This window comes from Dyadobacter sp. Leaf189 (assembly GCF_001424405.1).
Lineage (GTDB): Bacteria > Bacteroidota > Bacteroidia > Cytophagales > Spirosomataceae > Dyadobacter.
The window spans coordinates 177114-199574 of the sequence record NZ_LMPS01000007.1; the positions used below are offsets into that span (position 1 = coordinate 177114).

The 22461-nt window shown below is 45.8% G+C and carries 20 protein-coding genes; 4 read left to right on the forward strand and 16 right to left on the reverse strand.

Annotated features, from left to right (window positions below):
* Window positions 1–2 precede the first annotated feature (2 nt).
* From ASG33_RS22310 to ilvD, 13 genes are all read right to left on the reverse strand, one after another.
* On the reverse strand, window positions 3–335 hold the full coding sequence (locus ASG33_RS22310) for a DUF86 domain-containing protein (RefSeq protein WP_056290932.1): 333 nt from the start codon (window positions 333–335) through the stop codon (window positions 3–5).
* Window positions 332–610 (reverse strand): nucleotidyltransferase family protein, encoded by a 279-nt coding sequence (locus ASG33_RS22315; protein ID WP_056290934.1) that lies wholly within the window; start codon window positions 608–610, stop codon window positions 332–334. Before ASG33_RS22315 ends, ASG33_RS22310 begins: the two co-directional genes overlap by 4 nt.
* A gap of 17 nt (window positions 611–627) precedes the next feature.
* Window positions 628–2184 (reverse strand): alpha-isopropylmalate synthase regulatory domain-containing protein, encoded by a 1557-nt coding sequence (locus tag ASG33_RS22320; RefSeq protein ID WP_056290935.1) that lies wholly within the window; start codon window positions 2182–2184, stop codon window positions 628–630.
* Window positions 2185–2262: 78 nt separating this feature from the next.
* A complete protein-coding gene (leuD, locus tag ASG33_RS22325; RefSeq protein ID WP_056290938.1) occupies window positions 2263–2859 on the reverse strand; it encodes a 3-isopropylmalate dehydratase small subunit in 597 nt (198 codons plus the stop codon).
* Between the two features lie 100 nt (window positions 2860–2959).
* On the reverse strand, window positions 2960–3331 hold the full coding sequence (locus ASG33_RS22330) for a GxxExxY protein (RefSeq protein ID WP_056290940.1): 372 nt from the start codon (window positions 3329–3331) through the stop codon (window positions 2960–2962).
* Between the two features lie 49 nt (window positions 3332–3380).
* A complete protein-coding gene (gene leuC, locus ASG33_RS22335) occupies window positions 3381–4787 on the reverse strand; it encodes a 3-isopropylmalate dehydratase large subunit (RefSeq protein WP_056290941.1) in 1407 nt (468 codons plus the stop codon).
* A gap of 370 nt (window positions 4788–5157) precedes the next feature.
* The gene (locus ASG33_RS22340) at window positions 5158–6006 is read right to left on the reverse strand and encodes a response regulator transcription factor (protein ID WP_056290943.1); all 849 of its coding nucleotides are present in this window, start codon (window positions 6004–6006) and stop codon (window positions 5158–5160) included.
* A gap of 2 nt (window positions 6007–6008) precedes the next feature.
* On the reverse strand, window positions 6009–7265 hold the full coding sequence (ilvA, locus tag ASG33_RS22345) for a threonine ammonia-lyase (RefSeq protein WP_056290945.1): 1257 nt from the start codon (window positions 7263–7265) through the stop codon (window positions 6009–6011).
* A 134-nt stretch (window positions 7266–7399) separates the two neighbouring features.
* Window positions 7400–8446, reverse strand: coding sequence for a ketol-acid reductoisomerase (gene ilvC / locus ASG33_RS22350; protein ID WP_056290947.1), 1047 nt, complete (start codon window positions 8444–8446; stop codon window positions 7400–7402).
* 59 nt (window positions 8447–8505) lie between these two features.
* Window positions 8506–9039 (reverse strand): acetolactate synthase small subunit, encoded by a 534-nt coding sequence (gene ilvN, locus ASG33_RS22355; protein ID WP_056290949.1) that lies wholly within the window; start codon window positions 9037–9039, stop codon window positions 8506–8508.
* A gap of 19 nt (window positions 9040–9058) precedes the next feature.
* Complete coding sequence (gene ilvB, locus ASG33_RS22360) at window positions 9059–10819, reverse strand: biosynthetic-type acetolactate synthase large subunit (RefSeq protein WP_056290951.1); 1761 nt, start codon at window positions 10817–10819, stop codon at window positions 9059–9061.
* 11 nt (window positions 10820–10830) lie between these two features.
* On the reverse strand, window positions 10831–11298 hold the full coding sequence (locus ASG33_RS22365) for a nucleotidyltransferase (RefSeq protein WP_056290954.1): 468 nt from the start codon (window positions 11296–11298) through the stop codon (window positions 10831–10833).
* Between the two features lie 223 nt (window positions 11299–11521).
* Complete coding sequence (gene ilvD, locus ASG33_RS22375) at window positions 11522–13204, reverse strand: dihydroxy-acid dehydratase (protein WP_056290958.1); 1683 nt, start codon at window positions 13202–13204, stop codon at window positions 11522–11524.
* 320 nt (window positions 13205–13524) lie between these two features.
* Between ilvD and murQ the strand changes: the two genes are divergently transcribed.
* Window positions 13525–14328, forward strand: a complete 804-nt coding sequence (murQ, locus tag ASG33_RS22380; protein ID WP_056290960.1) for an N-acetylmuramic acid 6-phosphate etherase — start codon at window positions 13525–13527, stop codon at window positions 14326–14328.
* A 72-nt stretch (window positions 14329–14400) separates the two neighbouring features.
* On the opposite strand, the gene ASG33_RS22385 is transcribed toward murQ, so the two are convergent.
* Window positions 14401–15189, reverse strand: a complete 789-nt coding sequence (locus ASG33_RS22385) for an NIPSNAP family protein (RefSeq protein ID WP_056290962.1) — start codon at window positions 15187–15189, stop codon at window positions 14401–14403.
* Between the two features lie 102 nt (window positions 15190–15291).
* A complete protein-coding gene (locus ASG33_RS22390) occupies window positions 15292–16323 on the reverse strand; it encodes a type IX secretion system membrane protein PorP/SprF (RefSeq protein WP_056291193.1) in 1032 nt (343 codons plus the stop codon).
* Between the two features lie 340 nt (window positions 16324–16663).
* Between ASG33_RS22390 and ASG33_RS22395 the strand changes: the two genes are divergently transcribed.
* The 3 genes from ASG33_RS22395 (at window position 16664) to ASG33_RS22405 (ending at window position 21063) form a co-directional block, all read left to right on the forward strand.
* Complete coding sequence (locus ASG33_RS22395) at window positions 16664–19426, forward strand: PKD domain-containing protein (RefSeq protein ID WP_229238809.1); 2763 nt, start codon at window positions 16664–16666, stop codon at window positions 19424–19426.
* A 100-nt stretch (window positions 19427–19526) separates the two neighbouring features.
* Window positions 19527–20552, forward strand: coding sequence for a Holliday junction branch migration DNA helicase RuvB (gene ruvB, locus ASG33_RS22400; RefSeq protein ID WP_056290964.1), 1026 nt, complete (start codon window positions 19527–19529; stop codon window positions 20550–20552).
* A gap of 85 nt (window positions 20553–20637) precedes the next feature.
* Window positions 20638–21063, forward strand: a complete 426-nt coding sequence (locus tag ASG33_RS22405; RefSeq protein WP_056290966.1) for a (deoxy)nucleoside triphosphate pyrophosphohydrolase — start codon at window positions 20638–20640, stop codon at window positions 21061–21063.
* Here ASG33_RS22405 and ASG33_RS22410 read toward each other — a convergent pair.
* Window positions 21046–22407, reverse strand: a complete 1362-nt coding sequence (locus ASG33_RS22410) for a dihydroorotase (protein WP_056290968.1) — start codon at window positions 22405–22407, stop codon at window positions 21046–21048. The genes ASG33_RS22405 and ASG33_RS22410 overlap by 18 nt on opposite strands.
* Window positions 22408–22461: the final 54 nt, after the last annotated feature.

The following is a 22461-nucleotide window of genomic DNA, read 5'->3' on the forward strand; positions in this document are numbered from 1 at the left end:
AATCAGTATAATATTGGATTTAATTTTGAAAGAAGCTGTGGAAGGTCTTCCTGAACAGTCGCAAAAATACTAGCAGGTGAAATCCCGAAATATTCGTGGATCAGCTTATTACGCATTAATTTCATCAGTCTCCATTCGACTGCGGGATGTTCTTTTTTAAACTGTTCAGAAACCTTTGAAGCCGCCTCACCTATTATTTCAAATCGCCTGTAAACAGCATCTTGTAATAGTAAGCTTCCTTCAAAATCCTGTTCAGTTTTGCCTTCTAAATGCTCCTGTATTATTTGTATGGATTGAATTATATCTTCAATATATACTTTGTCATCACGAATCATATCAGTTGGACGACATGTTGGAAAACATGCTGCCTGATAGAAGGTTTAATAGCTTTGTATTCCACCAGATCTATTTTTCTATTATAAATTGATCCTAATTCGTCTTCAATGCGAAGTATATCAAACATGGTCAGGTTTTCACCTTCGATAAGTAGGTCGATATCACTATCGTCGCGCTCTTCATTTCGCGCGAACGAACCGAATACAGCAGCTTTTACTATCTTTTTTTGCAGGAGATAGCTTTTCAGATGATGATATAAACTCGACTTGTCCATACTTCAAATCTACGCATTTAATCCAGAGGAGAAACTAATGGGACATTGACCGGCACACCAAGCAAATTCAGCATTTTCTGAGTAGCCATAATGGCGGAGAATGTCTGGTCAGAATCGAGCCCCCTGGTTTTTACTTCTTTTCCATTGATCTCCCAGGTAATGATTGTCTCGCAAAGCGCATCGGTTTTTCCGCCTGGCGGAATGCGTACCGTATAGTCAGTCAGCATTGGTAAGCTGATCCCTTTTTGGCAATATATCTTTTTTAACGCATTCATAAATGCATCGTACTGCCCGTCTCCCTGCGCATTTTCTTCAAAAACCTCTTCTCCAAACTTGATTTGCAGTGTTGCCGAAGGTTTCAGGTTTTTCGAATGCGTGAGAACATAATTCACAATCACTACTTTCTCTTCAATCGCATTGCTGTCGAGGATATCAGAAATGATGTAGGGCAAATCCTCCGGTGTTACCGCCTCTTTCCTGTCGCCAAGCTCGATAATCCGCTGAGTTACTTTTTTAAGATCAGCGTCGGAAAGTGTAATGCCCAGGTCACGCAGATTGTTTTCGATGTTCGCCTTACCAGAGGTTTTTCCCAAAGCATACAGCCGCTGGCGACCGAATCTCTCGGGCATTAACTTGCTGAAATACAAGTTGTTCTTTTTATCTCCGTCAGCGTGAATCCCCGCAGTTTGGGTAAAAACACTTTCACCGACTATCGGCTTGTTGGAAGGAATGCGGATCCCTGAGAAGGTTTCGACAATCTTACTTATTGTATAAAGCGACCTTTCATTTACCGAAGTTTTGTATTCCGGCATCAAATCATTCAAAACAGCAATGGTACTTGCAAGAGGCGCATTGCCGGTGCGTTCTCCCATTCCATTCACAGTTAAATGCAACCCGTGAGCGCCTGCGCGCAGTGCCTCCATTACGTTGGCGATACTCAGGTCATAATCATTATGTGCATGGAATTCAAAGTGCTGCTTTGGATAGCGATCGACGATTTGTTTAACAAAATTGTACGATTCAGCAGGCGTGAGAATGCCCAGCGTATCGGGTAGCAAAATCCGCCTGACAGGCTGTGTGGAAAGGAAATCCAGCGATTGGAAAACGTATTCTGGAGAACTTCGCATTCCGTTACTCCAGTCTTCCAGGTACACATTGCATTCAATGCCCTTTGATTCGGCAAGCTCAATGACGGCCCTGATATCTTCAAAATGAGCGGCAGGTGATTTTTTGAGCTGGTGGGTTAAATGGTTGAGCGAACCTTTGGTAAGAAGGTTCATCACCTTCGCGCCGGCTTGCAGCATCCAGTTGATAGAAGCGTCGCCATCGACAAAAGTGAGTACTTCTATTTTGTCAAGAAAACCGTGTGCCTTCGCCCAGTTTGTGATCTGTTTGACTGCCTGAAATTCCCCCTCAGACACGCGTGCCGAGGCGATTTCAATGCGATCGACCTTTACTTCCTGAAGTAGGACCTGGGCAATGGTCAGCTTTTCTGACGCAGAAAACGACACGCCGCTGGTTTGCTCACCATCGCGCAGTGTCGTATCCATTATTTCTATGTAGCGACTATCCATATTTGGCTGTCGGCATTCGGCCGTCAGCTATCGGCCAATCAAAAGTATGATAGCCGAAAGCCGAAAGCTGATAGCCCGTTAATACATTCTTTCGAGCTCAAAACCTCTGATTTCTTCCTTCATAGCCTGCAGATAATCAATATCGTCGAAGCCATTCGTCAGATTATGTTTTTTGTAGCCGTTTATGTCAAAGGATTCCTGTTCTCCGGTTGCGACGATCGTGATCGTTTGTTCAGGAAGGTTAACTTCCAGTTCAGCTTTTGGATCGGCTTCGATTGCAAGGAAGATTTTGTTTAAAAAGCCTTCACTTACCTGAACTGGCAAAATGCCGATGTTTAGTGAATTACCTTTGAAAATATCAGCGAAAAAGCTGGATACTATGCAACGGAACCCGTAATCGTAAATCGCCCAGGCAGCATGTTCGCGGCTGGATCCGCTTCCGAAGTTACGTCCGCCAACCAGGATTTTTCCTGAGTAAATTGGGTTGTTGAGGATAAAGTCTTCTTTTGGCGTATCATCGCCATTGTACCGCCAGTCGCGGAAAAGGTTATCGCCAAATCCCTCTCTTTTCGTCGCTTTCAAAAAGCGCGCAGGGATAATCTGGTCGGTATCAACGTTCTCAATCGGCAGGGGAACTGCGGAGCTTCTCAGTATGGTAAATTTGTCGTAAGCCATTTTATTATATGCTGTTGTCTTATCAGTACTTCAGCTATTAAGTTTTCGATTTGATTTTATGACACAGAGTTTAGAAGAGAGAATGGAGAGCCACGGAGGTTTATTTTACGAATCTTTTTAGTCCGTTTTTTAAGATCAGAACATAGAAGTTGATGAGTAGTCCAATTTTCTTTTCCGCGAATTTCATATAAGTCAAGATCTGGGCTTCGTGAATTGGATTAAGTGTTTCGACACTTTTTAATTCAACTACCACTGTATTCTCGACTACAAAGTCCATTCGATAGCCATATTCCAAATACACTTCTTTATAATGAACAGGTACTGGTTTCTGCCTTTCGAAAAACAACCCAGCCCTCTTTAACTCGTAAGCCAGGCATTCTTCATAAGCAGATTCCAACAACCCTGGCCCAAGCTCGCGATGGATCTCGATGCAACAGCCAATAATCTTTCCCGTCACATCACTTAACTCCATTCTCCGTGGTTCTCCTTTTAAAACTCAGTGCGTCTCCGTGTAATTCCTTTCATTGCATCAACTCCCGAGGATCCGTAACGACCCCCATCACCGCCGCCGCAGCAGCCACGAGTGGGCTGGCGAGTAAGGTACGGGCTCCCGGTCCCTGACGGCCTTCGAAGTTTCTGTTGGAAGTACTTACTGCGTATTTTCCTGCAGGTATCTTGTCATCGTTCATCGCCAGACAAGCTGAGCAGCCAGGCTGACGGAGTTCAAAACCCGCATCAGTCAGAATATCCAGGATACCTTCTTCTTTGATCTGAGATTCAACGATATGTGAACCTGGCACAATCCAGGCGGTAACATTATCAGCCTTTTTACGTCCTTTTACGATAGAGGCAAATGCACGAAAATCTTCAATGCGGCCATTCGTACAGCTGCCGATGAATACGTAATCAATTTTCTTGCCGATCATCGATTCATTTTCATGGAAGCCCATGTAATTCAATGACTTGTCGAAAGTTGCTTTGCCGCCTTCCACCTGATCAGCAGTCGGGATTGTTTTGGAAATACCTTGTCCCATTCCAGGGTTGGTACCATATGTGATCATCGGCTCAATTTCCGACGCACTAAAAGTATATTCTTTATCAAAAACAGCGTCCGCATCAGTTTTGAGCGTTTTCCAATACGCCAGCGCTTTGTCCCATTTCTCGCCTTTTGGTGCCTGCTCACGACCTTCGATATAATCAAAAGTTGTCTGGTCAGGAGCGATCATACCGCCGCGCGCACCCATTTCGATGCTCATGTTGCAAACGGTCATGCGACCTTCCATACTCATGTTTTCAAAGACATCACCTGCATACTCCACGAAATAGCCCGTAGCGCCAGCAGTTGTCAATTTTGAAATAATAAACAGGGTAACATCTTTCGGGGTAACTCCCTTGCCCAAAGTTCCATTTACGTTTACACGCATTTTCTTTGGCTTAGGCTGCATAATGCATTGCGAAGAAAGTACCATTTCTACTTCGGAAGTACCAATTCCAAAAGCAATGGCGCCAAACGCACCGTGGGTTGAGGTATGCGAATCGCCACAAACAATCGTCATTCCCGGCAGTGTAATCCCGTTTTCCGGACCAACTACGTGTACAATACCGTTTCGTGCATTGCCTAATCCCCAGTGAGAAATGCCATATTTGGCAGAGTTCGTTTCGAGTGCTTTCAACTGGTTTGCAGAAAGCGGATCGGCAACTGGAAGATGCTGGTTGATCGTCGGGGTATTATGGTCTGCTGTCGCAAACGTGCGCTCAGGATACATAACACCGATATTTCGGGTTTCGAGTCCGAGAAATGCAACCGGGCTGGTTACTTCGTGGATAAAGTGACGGTCGATGAAAAATACATCCGGGCCATCTTCGATTTTGCGGACAACGTGTGCATCCCACACTTTGTCAAACAAGGTAGTTGCTTGGTTACTCATTTTGATAGATTGAAATTTCGCCTATTCAACACTGGCATTAAAGAACAAACTATGGTCGTAGCCACTTCTTTAAGGGAGAATTGATATTACAAATTACCACATATTCAAACGAATAATGATAACGGTAAAGGGTCAAAAAGTAATGATTTTAGTTTGAAGGCGCGATTTGAGCGGAAATCTTTATTTGCTTACCTTGCAGAACATGTACCGGTAAATTATCCTGTCTGGAAAAAGGGATATTTCCAGCTTCAAGAAGGCAATTACTGCTTGTTCCTAAGCTTTTGACGGATATACATGCAGAGTTTCAATGGTGTGTAAGTTCAGTTAAAACATATATAATAAAATTGATTGAGATCGGCGAGGGCTCAAATCATCCCTGCTTCTTCGGAGTTACCCCGTATTTCTCCTTGTAGGTCTTTATAAAATGGGAAACGCTTTCGTAACCAATTTCCGTACTGATTTCAGAGACATTCTTTGTACTGTTTCGCAGCAGGAAATCTGCGTAATCCAAACGCTTATTTTTAAGCCAAAGCGCGGGAGAGGTATGGAATTCATCCTGGAAATCGCGTTTGAAAGCCGAAAGACTTCTTCCCGATAGCCGGGCAAGTTCGTCTAAAGTCAGTGGTTTGAGATAGTAACTGTTCATCAGAAATGGCAGATCAACCTTCTCGCCTTTGTATAAACTGTACAAAATCGCCCTCAACTGCCTGGAATGATCCAGTTCAAGCAAATGCAAAAGCAACTCCTGAAATTTAAGTCTGAGGAAATGATTTTTTAACTCTGTACGTGAACGGAAATAGGGAAAAACAGACTGAATGAACTTCTCAAAGTTTTCATCTGACTTCAACAGCAGAATGGGATTTTCAAAAACGGTTTTTTGCTCCTGACTATCAAACAGCTCGGGATGTAAACCCACAAATTCTTTCAACAATTTCTCGTCAAAAAAGAAAACCAGGCTCTTGTAAGACTCATTAATAGACTCGGACATTAAATAAAAACCTCGCTGTACAAACAGGATATCCCCTTTTTCAACATGAACTTCCTGGCTCGGGCTAGTGAATTTTTTCTCCCCTTCCAGGACTACAATCACGGCGTGCTCCTCGAAGAACACGTCGTATTTGGACGGATATACTTCATTGCGGTAAGCAACAAAAGTCATATCCTGAATTTTCAGGGACTCAAATTCGGAGGAACTGATATCAGAAGGAACGCGGAGCATATCTAAACCATAAACTGAAACAAATCCGGCTGATCATTGAGGTATTCGTACACAACCCTGTTCGCGTCCATTCGTTCGATGAGCGGCGCAAAATCTTCGCGGTTCTTCAATTCAATTCCTACCAATGCAGGGCCCTGCTCCCGGTTGGTTTTCTTTACGTACTCAAAACGCGCAATGTCGTCATTGGGTCCTAGGACATTCAAAAATTCACGGAATGCACCGGAACGTTGTGGGAAACGGATGATGAAGTAATGCTTTAATCCTTCAAACAAAAGTGATCTTTCCTTGATCTCTTCCGTTCGCGTAATATCATTATTGCCGCCGCTGATCAGTAAAACCACATTCTTACCTTTTATCTCTTCCCTGATCAGGTCGAGTGCCGCTACGGTCAGTGCGCCCGCAGGCTCAGCTACGATTGCTTCCTCATTATAAAGCTGCAAAATGGAGGAGCAAACTTTGCCCTCAGGAATAAGCAGGATTTTGTCCAGGCTATCGCGACATATTTGGAAAGTCAGATCACCTGCCCGACGCACAGCAGCGCCGTCGACAAACTTATCAATATGGTCCAAAGTCACGACCTGGCCTTCCTCGATGGACCTTTTCATGGTGGGAGAACCTTCGGGTTCGACGCCGATCAGCTGCGTTTTGGGAGATAATTGTTTAAAAACAGTCGAAATGCCGGAAGCCAGGCCGCCGCCTCCGATTGCCATTAACAGATAATCTATTTTAAAATCCGCATCCTTGAAAATTTCCAGCCCTACGGTCCCCTGGCCTTCAATCACCTGTAAGTCGTCAAATGGATGCACGAAGACTGCATTGTTGGTTGTCTGATAATCTTTGGAAGCGTAGTAAGCATCATCGTAAGTATCGCCTACCAGGTGAATTTCTATCCATTCTTTACCAAAAAGTCTTACCTGTTTGATCTTCTGTGCGGGCGTTGTAGTAGGCATGAAAATCGCGCCTTTTACTTCCATTTTCCGGCAGGCATAAGCAACTCCCTGGGCGTGGTTACCTGCGCTTGCGCACACAATCCCATTCGCCAGCTCAGCAGCAGACAAGCTTGCCATTTTGTTATATGCACCGCGAATTTTGTATGAGCGTACCGTTTGCAGATCTTCCCGTTTGAGGTAAATATTAGCCTCATACTGCTCCGACAAATGTGCATTATACAATATTGGTGTGTGATTAATGATCCCGCGCAACCTTTCGGCAGCCAGAAATATATTATCTAGTGTAGGAGTTGAATGCACTGTTTCCATTGCTTGTAAAGAAAAAAGCCTTGCAATCGCAAAGCTCTTGTTTTTTCGGTACCGCCGGCTAGAAGCCAACGGTAATTGATCTCGTTTAATCAATTGCCGGCGGCTTCAGCCGCCGGTTCTCGATTGAGTTTTGATTAGTTATTTTCTGGGCGCAGGCTGCGAACAGTTGTGCCGGCTTTCCACATTTCAGATTCGCGAAGCTCAGCCAATTCCTCTTCCAGTTTCACGCGGTAATCTGGTTGAGAGTTACGTGTGATGGAAATATTAGCTTGCTCGCCGCTTTTTACCGAGTTGTAAAGTTGCTCGAAAACAGGCTTGGTAGCGTCACGGAAAGGTTTCCACCAGTCCAATGCACCGCGTTGCGCGGTAGTTGAGCAGTTGGCATACATCCAGTCCATTCCATTTTCAGCAACAAGCGGCATCAATGATTGTGTCAATTCTTCAACTGTTTCGTTGAATGCTTCTGATGGAGTGTGTCCATTGGAACGAAGTACCTCATACTGAGCAGCGAAGATACCCTGAATAGCACCCATTAAAGTACCACGCTCGCCAGTAAGGTCGGATGTTACTTCACGGTAGAAATCAGTTTCAAACAAATATCCTGAACCTACACCGATACCCATTGCGATGCATTTCTCACGCGCTTTGCCGGTTGCATCCTGGAATACAGCGAAAGAAGAGTTCAAGCCTTTGCCTTCTACAAACAGGCGGCGAAGTGAAGTACCTGATCCTTTTGGAGCAACAAGGTAAACATCCACATCAGCAGGAGGAATAATGCCAGTCTGATCTTTGTAAGTAACACCGAAGCCGTGTGAGAAATAAAGTGATTTTCCCGGAGTCAGGTGCTTTTTAACAGTTGGCCAAAGTTCAATCTGAGCGGCGTCAGAAAGCAGGTAGCAAATGATAGTTCCTTTTGAAAGCGCTTCTTCGATATCGAAAAGAGTTTCACCAGGCACCCAGCCGTCAGCAACAGCTTTGTCCCATGATTTACCACCCTGGCGCTGACCAACGATTACATTGAAACCGTTATCACGCATATTCAGGCTTTGGCCCGGACCTTGTACACCGTAACCGATTACAGCTATAGTTTCACTAGAAAGTACTTCACGCGCTTTTTCAAGAGGAAATTCTTCACGGGTTACTACTTCTTCTTCGACCCCGCCAAAATTTAATTTTGCCATTGATTATTGGTTAAATTGATTTATTACGATTAAAAAAGGATAATTATAAAGAGGTAATGCTATTGGTAATACTCCCACTCCGCCTCCGGAAGATAATCCACCAGCGTCTGAGGTGATTTACTTACCGCTACTCTGCCGGATCTTACAAATTCAAGAATCTCATGCGGTTTGATGTAGTCGAAGAATTCAAATATTTCTTCCTCGGTACCGGTTTTCTGAATGATTACATAGGTAAGGTGCCAGTAAACAACCCACGCTTTGTAAACCTTGTTAATGGTTTCTATATCAATGGGTTTTGCCCCAATCGGTGTAGAAACCTTGAACAATGCGATTTCATTATAAGCGATATCATCGTTCAAATATCCGAAAACAGCGAGTACTTCTACTACTTTCCGGATCTGGCGGACGAGCTTTTCAACAGCTTCTCTCGAATCATGCCGGATAACGATAGTAAAGCGGGAGATACCCTTTCGTTCTGTCTCAGAAACAGTTAAACTGTCGATGTTGATCCGCCTGCGTGTTAGGATAGTGGTAATCTTGTTAAGAATACCAATCGTATTTTCCGTGAAAACGCAAATGGTGTATGTTGTCATAGTTGCGATATTTTCCTGTTTATTCTAATCTGATATCCGACACACAGGCACCGGTAGGTACCATAGGAAACACATTTTCTTCATTTTCAACAATCACCTCCAGAAGATAAGGTTTGTCAGAAGCGAGCAGTGTATCCAGTGAATCCTGCAGGTTGTCGCGGCTGCTGCATGTATGTCCATTTATTCCAAAACCTTTTGCAATGGTGATGAAATCCGGGTTTTGCAGCTCTACGAATGAGTATCTTTTCTGATGGAAAAGCTGCTGCCACTGGCGTACCATTCCAAGGAAATTATTATTCAGAATGATAATCTTCACAGGAAGTCCGCTTTGCGCAATGGTACCCAGCTCCTGGATTGTCATCTGGAAACACCCGTCACCAATGAATGCAACGACCTCACGATCAGGAGCTCCCACCTTCGCTCCGAATGCGGCTGGTAATGCATAACCCATTGTACCCAAACCGCCCGAGGTAATAAACGAATTCGGCTTTTTGAATTGGTAGTATCTAGCAGTCATCATCTGATGCTGGCCCACATCTGCCAAAACTACAGCCTCTCCCTTCGTTTTATCTGAAAGTGTACGGATTACCTCCGCCATTTTGATTTTCTCTGTGGTGGGAGCGAGCTCAGGTTGTGTGATTTTTTCATTTTCAATCACATCAAACTTCTTGAACTCAGCAATCCAGCTTTTGTGATCATTCTCCTTTACCAACGGGAGCAGCATTTCGAGCGCAAGTTTCGCATCTCCAACTACGGGTGCATCTGCCTTGACGATTTTATCAATTTCTGCGGGATCTATCTCGATATGGACCACTTTCGCCTGTTTGGCATAACGGCTTACATCGCCTGTTACCCTGTCATCGAAACGCATTCCGACAGCAATGATCAAATCGCATTGGTTTGTAAGTACGTTGGTACCATAGTTACCGTGCATGCCCAGCCAGCCCACATAATTAGGGTGGTCCACCGAGACAGACGAGAGGCCCAGCAGGGTTGATGCGGCAGGGATATCAGTTTTTTCAATGAATTGGATCAATTCGTTTTCCGCGTGTGAAATCCGCACGCCGTGACCCACAAAGAGAAACGGCTTTTTGGCTTCATTGATCAGTTTTGCAGCAGCTTCTACCTGCTCCGTTTTCGGCGCGAGGCGCGGGCGGTAGCTGATCAGGTTTTCACATTTTTTATAAGAAAACGCTTTCGACATCAGCTCGTTTTGAGCATTCTTGGTAATGTCGATCAGAACTGGTCCCGGACGTCCTGATTTGGCAATGTAAAATGCTTTGGCCATGATCTCCGGAATTTCATCCGCCCGGGTAATCTGGTAATTCCATTTAGTAATGGGGATCGTAATACCAATTACATCCGTTTCCTGGAATGCGTCGGTACCAAGCAAATGCGCAGCTACCTGTCCAACCACGCAAACCAGCGGCGTTGAATCGATAATCGCATCGGCAATGCCGGTTACCAGGTTTGTGGCGCCAGGTCCGGACGTAACAAGGCAAACCCCAACCTTACCGCTCACACGTGCATATCCTTCTGCAGCATGCGCCGCGCCTTGTTCGTGACGTACGAGAATGTGGTCAATGCTTTCCTGATAGTCATAAATCGCGTCGTAGACAGGCATGATCGCTCCACCAGGGTACCCGAAAATAGTGTCAACTCCCTCTTCGATTAATGACCTGATCACCGCGTGAGATCCATTGATCAGTTCCGGCTTGGCAACAGTCGCCGCCGGTTCCGCGATCTGGACTGTTTCGGTTTGATTTTCATTAAATTCCATGACTCCTCTATTTATTTGTCTGACGAATTTTCAAGATTTTCAATATCATTAATATCTCTTGGCCTTCCTGCCGCCTTTTTCGCTTTAATTAAATCGTGGTAATTGATCAACCTGATCTTCAAATCTTCCACTAAATAATCCGAAGCATTTTCGTTCGCAGTTTCAAATTCCAGTCCCTTCAAATTTGTGATAATGTCAATTGAAACAGGAACTCTGCCGAACGTAAAAACATCAAAATCAGGATTTTCTAAAAAATTTTTCTCTGTCATATCAAACAAAGGCATTCCGAATTTCCTAAAAGCCCTGGTCAGTTTTGAATGATTTTCCTTCGTTTTCCTGACCCAGATATCCATATCACCTGTAGTACGTGAATACCCGTGAAGAATGACAGAATAACCCCCAACCAATATGTATTCAACCTCTGTTTCATTGAGCGATTTCAGAAACTCCTGAAAATCATCGTTGAAGATATTGGCCATTACAAAGTATGTTTTCTCATTGAAAAGGCCGTTCGGTCCAATTTCGGCGGATTTTTCAAGTCAAATTGAAAAGCAATGCTATTCAGATAATGGGCAGCCTCCAATCTCTCTTTTCCTGTTTTAGGCTGCATTTTTGAATAATATTGTTCCGTTTCGCAATGTGTTCCGGCGTGAAATGCTGTCCTGTCCAACTTGAATTCTTCCGCTGCCATACTCTGCAAGTTTAAGCCTCGTCGGTCACGCAACCTTCGCTGGCTGATTTCACTGTGCGGATATATCTTCCGAGCATTCCCTTGGTAAACTTCGGTGCAGGTTGTACCCATTCTGCTTTCCGGGCGGCCATTTCTTCATCGGAGATATGCAGGGTCAATTCACGCGTGTTTGCGTCAATAGTAATCCGGTCACCATCTTTTACCAATGCAATTGGCCCTCCGTCAAATGCTTCCGGTGTAATGTGACCTACCACAAACCCGTGTGTACCTCCAGAGAAACGTCCGTCGGTAATTAATGCAATTTTATCACCAAGACCCGCGCCCATTACAGCAGAGGTAGGTTTAAGCATTTCCGACATTCCAGGTCCGCCTTTCGGTCCCGCGTTGCGGATCACTACTACGTGTCCGGGCTTTATTTCGTGGTTCGACAGCATGGTAATGATTTCCGATTCATGTTCACATACTTTCGCTTCGCCGTCAAAGGTTAAGCCCTCTTTACCGGTGATCTTGGCTACTGCGCCGGTGGGTGCGAGGTTACCATACATAATCTGGATGTGTCCCGTTGGCTTAATTGCCTGTTCAATCGGGAAAACCATTTTCTGTGCTTCAAAATCAAGATCCGGCGCTTCTGCCAGGTTTTCTGCCACCGTTTTTCCGGTTACAGTAATGCAGTCGCCGTGGATCAGGCCCTGAGAGTATAAATACTTGGTGATAGCAGGTACTCCGCCTATTGCAAGGATATCCTCCATATAATATTTACCGCTTGGTTTCAGGTCGGCGATAAATGGAGTTCTGTCGGAAATCTCCTGAATGTCATTCAATGTCAACCAAAGTCCGGCCGAGCGTGCAATTGCAAGGAAGTGCAGCGCTGCATTCGTAGAGCCGCCGAGCGCCATTACTACCGTCAATGCGTTTTCAAGGGACTTTTTAGTAATAATTTCCTTAGGTGTAATATTGAGTTCAAGAAGCTTTTTCATTGCTGATCCGATCTTCTTGCATTCCTCCTGCTTGCCTTCGTGGGTGGCAGGGTAAGAGCTGCTGAAAGGAAGACTAAGCCCCATTGCTTCAATCGAAGCTGCCATGGTATTAGCGGTGTACATTCCGCCGCAAGCGCCTTGCCCCGGGATCGAGTTCTGGATTACACCTTTGAAATCTTCGTCAGAAATGTTGTTCGCAAACTTCTTACCCAAAGCTTCAAATGCCGAAACAATATCCAGCTTTTGACCTTTGTAGTGGCCTGAGCGGATTGTTCCGCCATAAACCATAATAGCCGGGCGATCCAGGCGCGCCATCGCCATTACGGCACCAGGCATATTTTTATCACAACCCACAACTGCAATTACGCCGTCGTACCATTGTGCCGAAACCACGGTTTCAATAGAGTCTGCAATGATATCGCGGCTCGGTAGTGAGTAACGCATACCGTCATTTCCATTGGTCATACCATCAGAAACTCCAATCGTATTGAATATCAGACCCACCATGTCATTGGCAGTTACGCCCTGCTTTACATACACGGAAAGTCCGTTTAAGTGCATATTGCACGGGTTTCCTTCGTAGCCGGTACTTGCAATCCCGATTTGCGGTTTGGCAAAATCTTCTTCTTTCAGGCCAATTCCATAAAGCATTGCCTGTGCTGCCGGATTGGTAACTTCCTGCGTCAGGGTTTTTGAAAATTTGTTCAGTTCAGACATGGTGATTTATTGTATTAAATAAAAACACCTCACTCTGTTGTGAGTGAGGTGCCGAACTATATAGTCTTTCCTCACTCACGCAAAGAGCGTGACAATTCGAAGACTTAGAATGATTGTTGTGTTTTTCATAGCGGAATTTACAAGCGCAGCGAAATTTCGCTACTTTCTGCTTGGTGACACAAATTAGAAGGGTATCTTTCTATTTTCCAAACATTAAGTCACTTTTTTGTTCATAATCTTCAATAAGTACCAAATTTGTTGGAACAAAAGCTTTGTAATAGGAAAACTTTTAATTTTGAAAAGAAACAATCCCGAGCATCATGCTAACTACCGAATCTTCATCCCATTACCACGACCTTGAAAAAATGAGTGTCAATGAACTGCTGACATCCATTAACGCTGAGGACCAGACAGTACCGTTTGCTGTCAATAAAGCAATCCCCCAGATAGAGGCGCTGGTTGAGCAGATCGTACCAAGAATGCAGGCGGGAGGCCGGTTGTTCTATATTGGAGCAGGTACGAGCGGGAGGTTGGGAGTAGTGGACGCATCTGAATGTCCGCCTACTTTCGGCGTTCCTTTCGACCTCGTGGTCGGGATTATAGCCGGAGGTGATACCGCGATCAGAAAGGCCGTTGAGAATGCGGAAGATGATAGTGAGCAGGCATGGAAAGATCTTGCACCGTATAAACCATCTGAAAATGATACATTAATAGGGATTGCTGCATCAGGCCGTACACCTTATGTAATTGGCGGATTGAATGCAGCACGTCAGGCAGGTTTGCTGACTGGCTGTGTAGTTTGCAACGCAGGTTCCAAGGTGGCCGAAGCAGCGGAGTTCCCCGTCGAGATAGTAGTAGGTCCGGAGTTTCTGACCGGCAGCACGCGCATGAAATCGGGGACTGCACAAAAGTTGGCATTGAATATGATCTCGACTGCCGTAATGATCCGGCTGGGAAAAGTGAAAGGCAATAAAATGGTAGATATGCAGCTTACGAATGAAAAGCTCGTAGATCGGGCTGTGCGTATGATTATAGAAGAACTCAATATTTCGCCCGACGAAGCTGAGTCACTGTTAAGCAAACATGGAAGTGTGCGTGCGGTGATTAATGCAGTAAAAGGTTGATCCAGTAAAAACGAAAAGAGGGTGCAATTTGGCTTCATACCAACTGCACCCTCTTTTTTATATGATTTCTGATCAGATATCTGAATAATCAGTAGGGAACAGGAACAATGTTACGTTTTTAGATACATTATTCTGGTACTCAGGCATTGATTTCACTTTTCCCCATTCAGCATCATCGCTGAACGATTTCCAGTGCGCATCCCGTGAAGCTTTGTCAGAAAATGTAGTCAGGTACATCAGGTTCGGCATGGTCGATCCGGCGATTACTTCACCATAAAATACCGCATTGAAGCCCAGGCGCGCAAAAATCCCAATTTCGTTACCTGCATTGAATTGCTTTACCTTGTTCCAGTAGATCTTTTCTGTGTGACCTTCATAGCTTCTCAGCTCATAGATCCGCTCACTTTTTGGTGAAGTAAGATCCGGTTTTTTCATCATCGGGCTGTTTTCAAAAGCTCTCAATACAGTCGATCTGATCCGAATGTAAGGCGGGTTCTTGTATTCAGCATCGATATAATCCTTTCCGGCTGCGAGATAAGCGGCATCTTTGCCAAGTACTTTCGGAAGGTCCACCAGTTGTTCCAGCGACTTCAACGGAGTGAATACGTAAATAAGTTTACCGGCTGCGGTGTCGCTTGCCACTGGCTTAAATACACCCACGTTTTTGATACCGGCCCGGTGCATCGCTGGGATGTATGCATCTTTCAGGTAGTTGTCTATTCGCGAAGCCTGATCAGCATCTTTCACATGGTAGATTTTGATCTCGTAAAATTCTCTTTTCGGGGCAGCTGCAAATAGAATTGTGGTACAAAAAAACAGGCATAATGTGACGTATATGCCATTTTTAGAAACTTTGAACATGATGAAATGATAGGTTAATATATAGTAATTGTTACACAGGAAAGACCTGCGGGTTTCATCTATACCCACCGGTTTCCCGCATTATTTTACCAAAAAATGGAGTTAGAATTTCGGGCAGGAAAGCTGCTTTTTGCTGCTTCTGCTTCGCCTCTGCTTAGGTTCAAGAGGAGGGAAAACGTAGGAGAGTGAAATCTCGTGCGCACCGCCACTGCCAGCGCCAAGTGTAGAGATTGTCAGGTCATAGCTGTAACCAATGGAGAATTTATCCTGACGGAAACCGGCGAGAAATATCAGCGACTCGTGGTTATTGATGTTCTGTGCATACTTTTTAAAAGGTATCCCGCGGTACCAGGCGCCCAAAACCAGCGGCTCGAGTGTCACATACAATCCCGCGTCAAACTGATCGTACTTACCCTGCTTTTTGTACATAATAGCAGGAGAAATGGTCTTTTCTTTATCAATTTCGTCTCCCAGGAAAGTGTATCCGGCAAAAGGAATGCGCAAACCAGCTTGCAAGCTCGCCTTTACAGGCAGCCTCGCATCTGTCAATCCTGAAAATGCCTGATTGGGCCTGTTCAAATGGTGGGCCGAAATACCTGCCCAGTACCAGTCCGAGTAAAGCATTGCCCCGGCGCCGAAATCTGCATAAAAAACGTTCGGGCCGCCCTGTGCAAAAGGATCCCCGGAAGGATTTCCCGTCAAACCGCCATTATCATATTGATCGCCAAACGTAAGTCCGAAGTAATCAAGTGTACGTGAAGCAAATCCTCCCTGTATCCCCAACCTGAGCGAAGTCAGCTCATTAAACTGGATCTGATAGGAATATTGCAGTGCGGCTTCCGTCGATTTCAAATTACCCAGTCCCTGGCTGTCCATTGTTACAAGCACACCAACTCCGCTGTTCACATTAGAAAAAAATGCATCAGCCCCGAAAGAAGTTGTAACGAAATTGGCTGAAAGGGAAGGCCACTGGTTCCGGTAGTTTACCGTAGCCCGGGGCGCAAGCGCTCCACCCGCCAGTGCGGGGTTAAGGTACAATGGGTTTGCATAAAACTGTGAAAATTGTGGGTCCTGACTCCAACCATCAATGCAAACCAGTGTCAGTATAAAAAGGCAAAGTAAACGCTTGATCATATATTTAACTTGCATCCGCCACGCGGGTGGCAGTTAGGTTAAGGGCCGTAAATATTTGCCCGATTTAATTTTCACAAAATGTCTTCTAATTGCGTATTAATATTCAAATTAGAGTGGTTTTTACGACTTTCCCGCACAAAATTTTAACATTTTATTTTCGTTAGTATTGTCGGGTAATCTGAATATCGAATGTGGTGGACAGGGGTGTTTGAACAGTTAACGAAACATGGGGCGATTTTATAATAGGTACCAACAAATTTTTTGTGCTTTTTTCTTCCTTACGCTGCTCTCAACAGGGTACGCAAAGGCACAGGCGCAATTTTTGGTGGAAGGTCAGTGTATGCAAAACCCCGACTGTGAAGCAGATTCTACTTCATTCAGGGATACGTTAAGTACAGCCACAGCGTGGCGGTGGAGTTTTGGCGAAGGTGCGGCGACAGATACGCGGCGTAACCCGCAGCATTCGTATATGGCGCCCGGCGCTTATACAGTTACATTAACCCGCACAATCAGAGGCGGTACGCAGCAAACGGTTTCGCAGGTTATTCAGATCGGCGAGCTCCCTCCGGCTTTCCAGGAATGGAAAACGGATACTACCATTTGCCCGGGAGATACCCTCATTCTTGATCCTTATCCGAACGGCGCGCCTGCGGGGGCCAGATTCGTCTGGTATCCTAAGGGCGATACGACGCAGACATTGAATGTCGACAGCTCGGGTTGTTACTCTGTCGAGGTAATTTTGCCCAATGGATGTAAGATACAGGACCGTGTCAATGTGAAGATTTGTATGGAGCCTTCTGCTCAGGAAGGTGCAAAATGGTATTTTGGTGGAAATGCGGGCCTTGATTTTTCAAATTCTCCCCCTACACCAATCACAGACGGGAAAGTCAATACACCCGAGGGTACATCCTCCATTGCCAACTCGAAAGGACAACTGCTGTTTTATTCGGATGGTATAACGGTCTGGAATAAGAATGGCGACGTTATGCCGTGTTTTAGTCCGGGGAATTGTGCGCCTTTAAAAGGAAGTCCGAACTCGACACAATCGGTACTCATCGTCCCGCAGCCTACCTGTAAGGGTTGTGAATACCTTTTTAATGTGTTTACAACATCAGATATCAATGGTGAAAAGCTATTGACGGTAAGTGTAGTAGATATGCGCAGGAACAACGGACTTGGCGCAATTATCGAGCAGAATACCACACTTCAAACGCCAACTACTGAACGTATAGTCTCCGCACGTAATGATCGCGACTCGACTTACTGGGTTATTTCTCACGATTATGGCACCAATAAGTTCCGCGTTTTTCACGCAACTGACGGCGGGTTGAACGAGAGCGGAACGTTCGATCTTGGAATGGCGCACGACAGTCTGCATAAGGCGGAAGGTTACATGAAATTTTCATCACCCGACAGCTCAACCGGTCAAAGGAGGCTTGCTGTGATTATCCCCGGGCCGCCCAAAAACTATGTCGATCTGTTCTATTTTAATGATTCGACAGGTACGCTTACGCACGACAAAACAGTTGACCTCGGGCCTGCGCCTCCAACCGCCTACGGAATTGAATTTTCGCCCAGCGGTGAAAAAATGTACATTTCGTTCACTGGCGAGAATGGGACAAGTTCTTATCTGAAGCAATACGATCTCACATTGCCGGACAGCTTGCTCACGGAAACAGCAATAACGATCGACAGCTCGGCAACACGGAAATTCGGGGCGCTCCAGTTCGGGCCGGACGGGCGGATTTATATGGCTATCCAAGGCAGTGAGTACCTGGCGGTGATAGGTGAACCTGAGGGAAATTCGCTGACCGGCGTGGAATATGAACGGGACGGAGTAAATCTGGGAGGGCGGAACAGTCAGCTCGGGCTACCTAATATGGTTCAGGATTTTACCCAGGAATCATCTGGTCCTGGCTTTGAGGCAGATGGTTTTTGTACCAATGAGCCTACAACTTTTCAGGCCAGCCCTATTTGCGACCCGATAGAAGATACGTATCAATGGGATTTTCTGGGAGATGGCAGTTTTACAGCTCCCTCCAAGGAAACACAGGCTACTTACACTTATACGCAGCCAGGTACTTATATGGTCCGGATGCGCGCTGCCAACAAATGCAAGGACACGATCATTGTGCAGGAAGTAACCATTTACGAAACACCTCCACAGATCAATCTGGGCGCTGATAAAGATACCTGCGGCAGTTATGTTCCGTTGGATATGGGCGTCGAAGCAGAAGTTTATGCCTGGATCAGCAGGGGAAGAGTTGTATCCCGTCAAAAAACTTACAGAGCAACTGCAACCGGGCAGTACATTGCGGTAGCATTTAACGGACCTCAGGGAGAGTGTTATTCTGCTGATACCATCCAGATTACCCTGCGCCGCCCACCCGCATTCTCCATCGGGCCTGACACTACACTTTGCCGCGACAGTTCCATTGTACTCGGTGTTGTGAGTGACAGGTGGATCGAATTTAACTGGAGCAATGGAGAAACAACCCGCGACGTGACGATCAGCCAGCCAGGAACTTATACCGTGATTGTAAAAGACAGAAATGATTGCTACAACTCTGATACCATTCGGGTAGGAGAGCTTCCTTCGCCGATCCTCAATCTGGCGCCAGAAAATGCGATATGTATTCCTGATGGACAATCCGTAATCCTGGATGCAAACGGGCAGGGGCAACTTTCCTACCTGTGGCCTGCTTCCGGCGATACTACGCGTACGATCACCGTAAATGTGGAGGGTACCTATGTTGTACGCGCTACTAACCCCGAAGGCTGCGTCGCCGAGAAGTCGACCGAGGTTGTTGATAAGTGCGAGCCGCGGTTCTTTATTCCCGATGCATTTACCCCGGATGGAGAGGGGCGCAATGAGATTCTCGAGATTTTCGGGGCTTATTATACCAACTTTTCAATACGGATTTATAACCGTTGGGGGGAAGTGATTTACGCAACCAACAACCTGGAAGACCGCTGGGACGGTACTTACAAAGGGCAGAAAGTACAGCCTGGCGCTTATCCTTATGTACTTTCATACGAGAGCCTGTATTATCCCGAACGCGCCCCAACTGTAAAGCGCGGATCGGTTATGGTGATCCGCTGATCCTTCTTTTTGCAGATTAAAACAGCTATTTTTGGTTATACTAAATACCCGGCGCATAAACAGCGGCGGGTATTTTTGAACAATACTATTATATTCTATTATGCGCCAGGACTATTTGTCAGGAGATAAAGAGGGGCTTTCCAATACTGAAAAAGAAATTGAACGTGCATTGCGCCCGCTTACTTTTGACGACTTTGCAGGGCAGGATAAAATTCTTGAAAACCTGAAAATTTTCGTTCAGGCGGCACGGCAGAGGGGTGATGCTTTGGACCACGTGTTGCTGCACGGACCTCCGGGACTGGGCAAAACCACACTATCGAACATTGTAGCCAATGAATTGGGTTCGAACATCAAGATTACCTCGGGCCCGGTCCTTGACAAACCCAGTGATCTGGCCGGCTTGCTGACTAATCTCCAGGAGCACGATGTGTTGTTTATAGATGAAATTCACAGGCTCAATCCGATTGTCGAAGAATACCTTTACTCGGCGATGGAGGATTACAAAATCGATATCATGCTGGACAGCGGTCCGAATGCACGCAGCATTCAGATCGGCCTGAACCCATTTACATTGATAGGCGCAACTACCCGGGCGGGAATGCTGACTTCGCCGCTGCGGGCCCGTTTCGGGATCAATGCGCGGCTGGAATATTATGACGCGAAATTACTGTCATCTATCCTGAAACGCTCAGCAGCAATTTTGGGAACGCCGCTTGAAGAAGATGCAGCATACGAAATTGCCCGTCGAAGCCGGGGTACTCCCAGGATTGCCAACAACCTCCTCCGCCGGACAAGGGATTTTGCACAGGTCAAAGGCAATGGTCGGATCACAGTAGCGATTGCAGAAATTGCATTGCAGGCGCTTGATGTGGACCAGAACGGTTTGGATGAAATGGATAACCGGATTCTGAGTACGATTATCCAGAAATTCAAAGGCGGACCAGTGGGGTTATCCACCATAGCAACAGCCTGCGGCGAAGAAGCGGAGACGATAGAAGAAGTTTACGAGCCTTTTCTGATCCAGGAAGGCTATCTGAAAAGAACCTCGCGGGGCAGGGAGGTGACTGAAAAAGCTTTTAAACACCTAGGGATTCTTCCTACTTACAGATCAGGCGAGCTGTTCTGATTCTTGTAATATATTTAGTTTCAGGATGTAGATGTAAAATAGGAACAGAAGTAGTAAATTTGCGGTAAATTTACTAACCGCCTCTATGATTGAAGTGCTCGTTCCGGAAAAATTGGTTGTGAGAGTGCCCTGTGCAGTGATTGAACACGAAGGAAAGATATTGGCGGGCCAACGCAATGCTGCGCTTTCATTCCCTTTGAAGTGGGAGTTTCCAGGTGGTAAAGTTGAACAAAACGAATCCGACGAAGAGGCGCTTGTACGCGAAATCCGTGAGGAACTGAATGTCGAAATTGACATTTTATACAAGCTGCCGGTTACTTCAAAAGATCAGGGCTGGCGCGAAATCATCCTGGTACCCTTTGTTTGTAATCTTCAAACCACCCAGATAACCCTCACAGAACACGAACAGATCGTTTGGCTCAAAGCCGAAGAGTTACCTACTCTCGATTGGACCGAAGCCGACCTGAATGTAATCCAAAGCTACTTCAATTACCTAGCGGTTAAAGAGTAACCGTTCTCCTTTTACTTCTTCGTTAAATTTCCCGTTTTCATAAACCAGGTGCCCCGACACAAATGTGTGGGTAACCAGCGAGCCAAACTGCATTCCTTCGAATGGCGACCAGCCGCATTTAGCATAAATATTTTCAGGCTCAACCAGGGTTGTTGCATTCGTGTCTACCAGGATCAGATCTGCCTTATATCCCTCACGCACATAGCCGCGGTCTTTGATCTGGAAACAATCCGCCACCGCGTGGCTCATTTTCTCAACTACGCGCTCAATGGAAATCTTGCCTGCTGCGCTCAGTTCGAGCATTACATTCAGGGTATGCTGTACTAATGGAAGTCCGGATGGTGCCTGCCAGTAAGGCTGGGCTTTTTCTTCAATGGTATGCGGCGCATGGTCGGTAGCAATTACATCGATCCTGTTGTCCAATACCGCCTGCAAAATGGTCTCTTTGTGATGTGGTGCCTTAATGGCAGGGTTGCATTTGATCTTGTTGCCCAGTGTATGATAATCTTCTGCGTCGAACCACAGGTGATGCACGCATGCTTCGGCGGTTACCAGTTTCAATTCTCCATCAGGCAGCCAGATCCTTCCGTCCCGCCGGATACCGGTCTCAAAAAGTGGCACTTCATCGCCGGTCGAGATATGCAGAATGTGCAGCCGGGTTGTATGTTGGTGAGCCAGTGAGGTAGCAAATGAAGAAGATTTCAGGCAGGCTTCTTCGTTCCGGATCAAAGCGTGAATATTGTAGGGAACATGCTCTCCGTACTTTTCTTTAAACAGCTCCATCCGGTGACGTACTGTTGGTTCATCTTCGCAATGCGTTGCTATAATACAGGGTGCATTCGCAAAAATCTTCTCTAAAACTTCGGGTGCATCCACGAGCATGTTACCGGTGGAAGAGCCCATGAATATTTTAATCCCACAAACCTGCGTCGGATCCGTTTTCATCACTTCGTCATAATTGTCGTTCGAAGCGCCCATGAAAAAGGAGTAGTTCGCGAGTGAAGTCTCGGACGCGATCTGGTACTTATCTGCCAGCAATTGCTGTGTAAGCGTGTTGGGTACCGTGTTCGGCATTTCCATGAAGGAAGTAACCCCGCCGGCGACTGCGGCCTTTGATTCTGTGTAAATGTTTGCTTTGTGAGTAAGCCCTGGTTCCCGGAAATGAACCTGATCGTCGATCACACCCGGCATCAGGTACTGGCCACGTGCGTCGATAACCTTGTCCGCAGGAATGTGCTGCAGATCTTTTCCTACACTTTTAATGTGACCATTTTGAATTAATACGTCTAATTCCTGAACCGTATTTTCATTTACTACGCGTGCATTAACTATCAATGTTGTCATATCAGTGTAAGAATTTCTTTCCAAAGTTATTTAGTCAGATCAAATAACCCCATC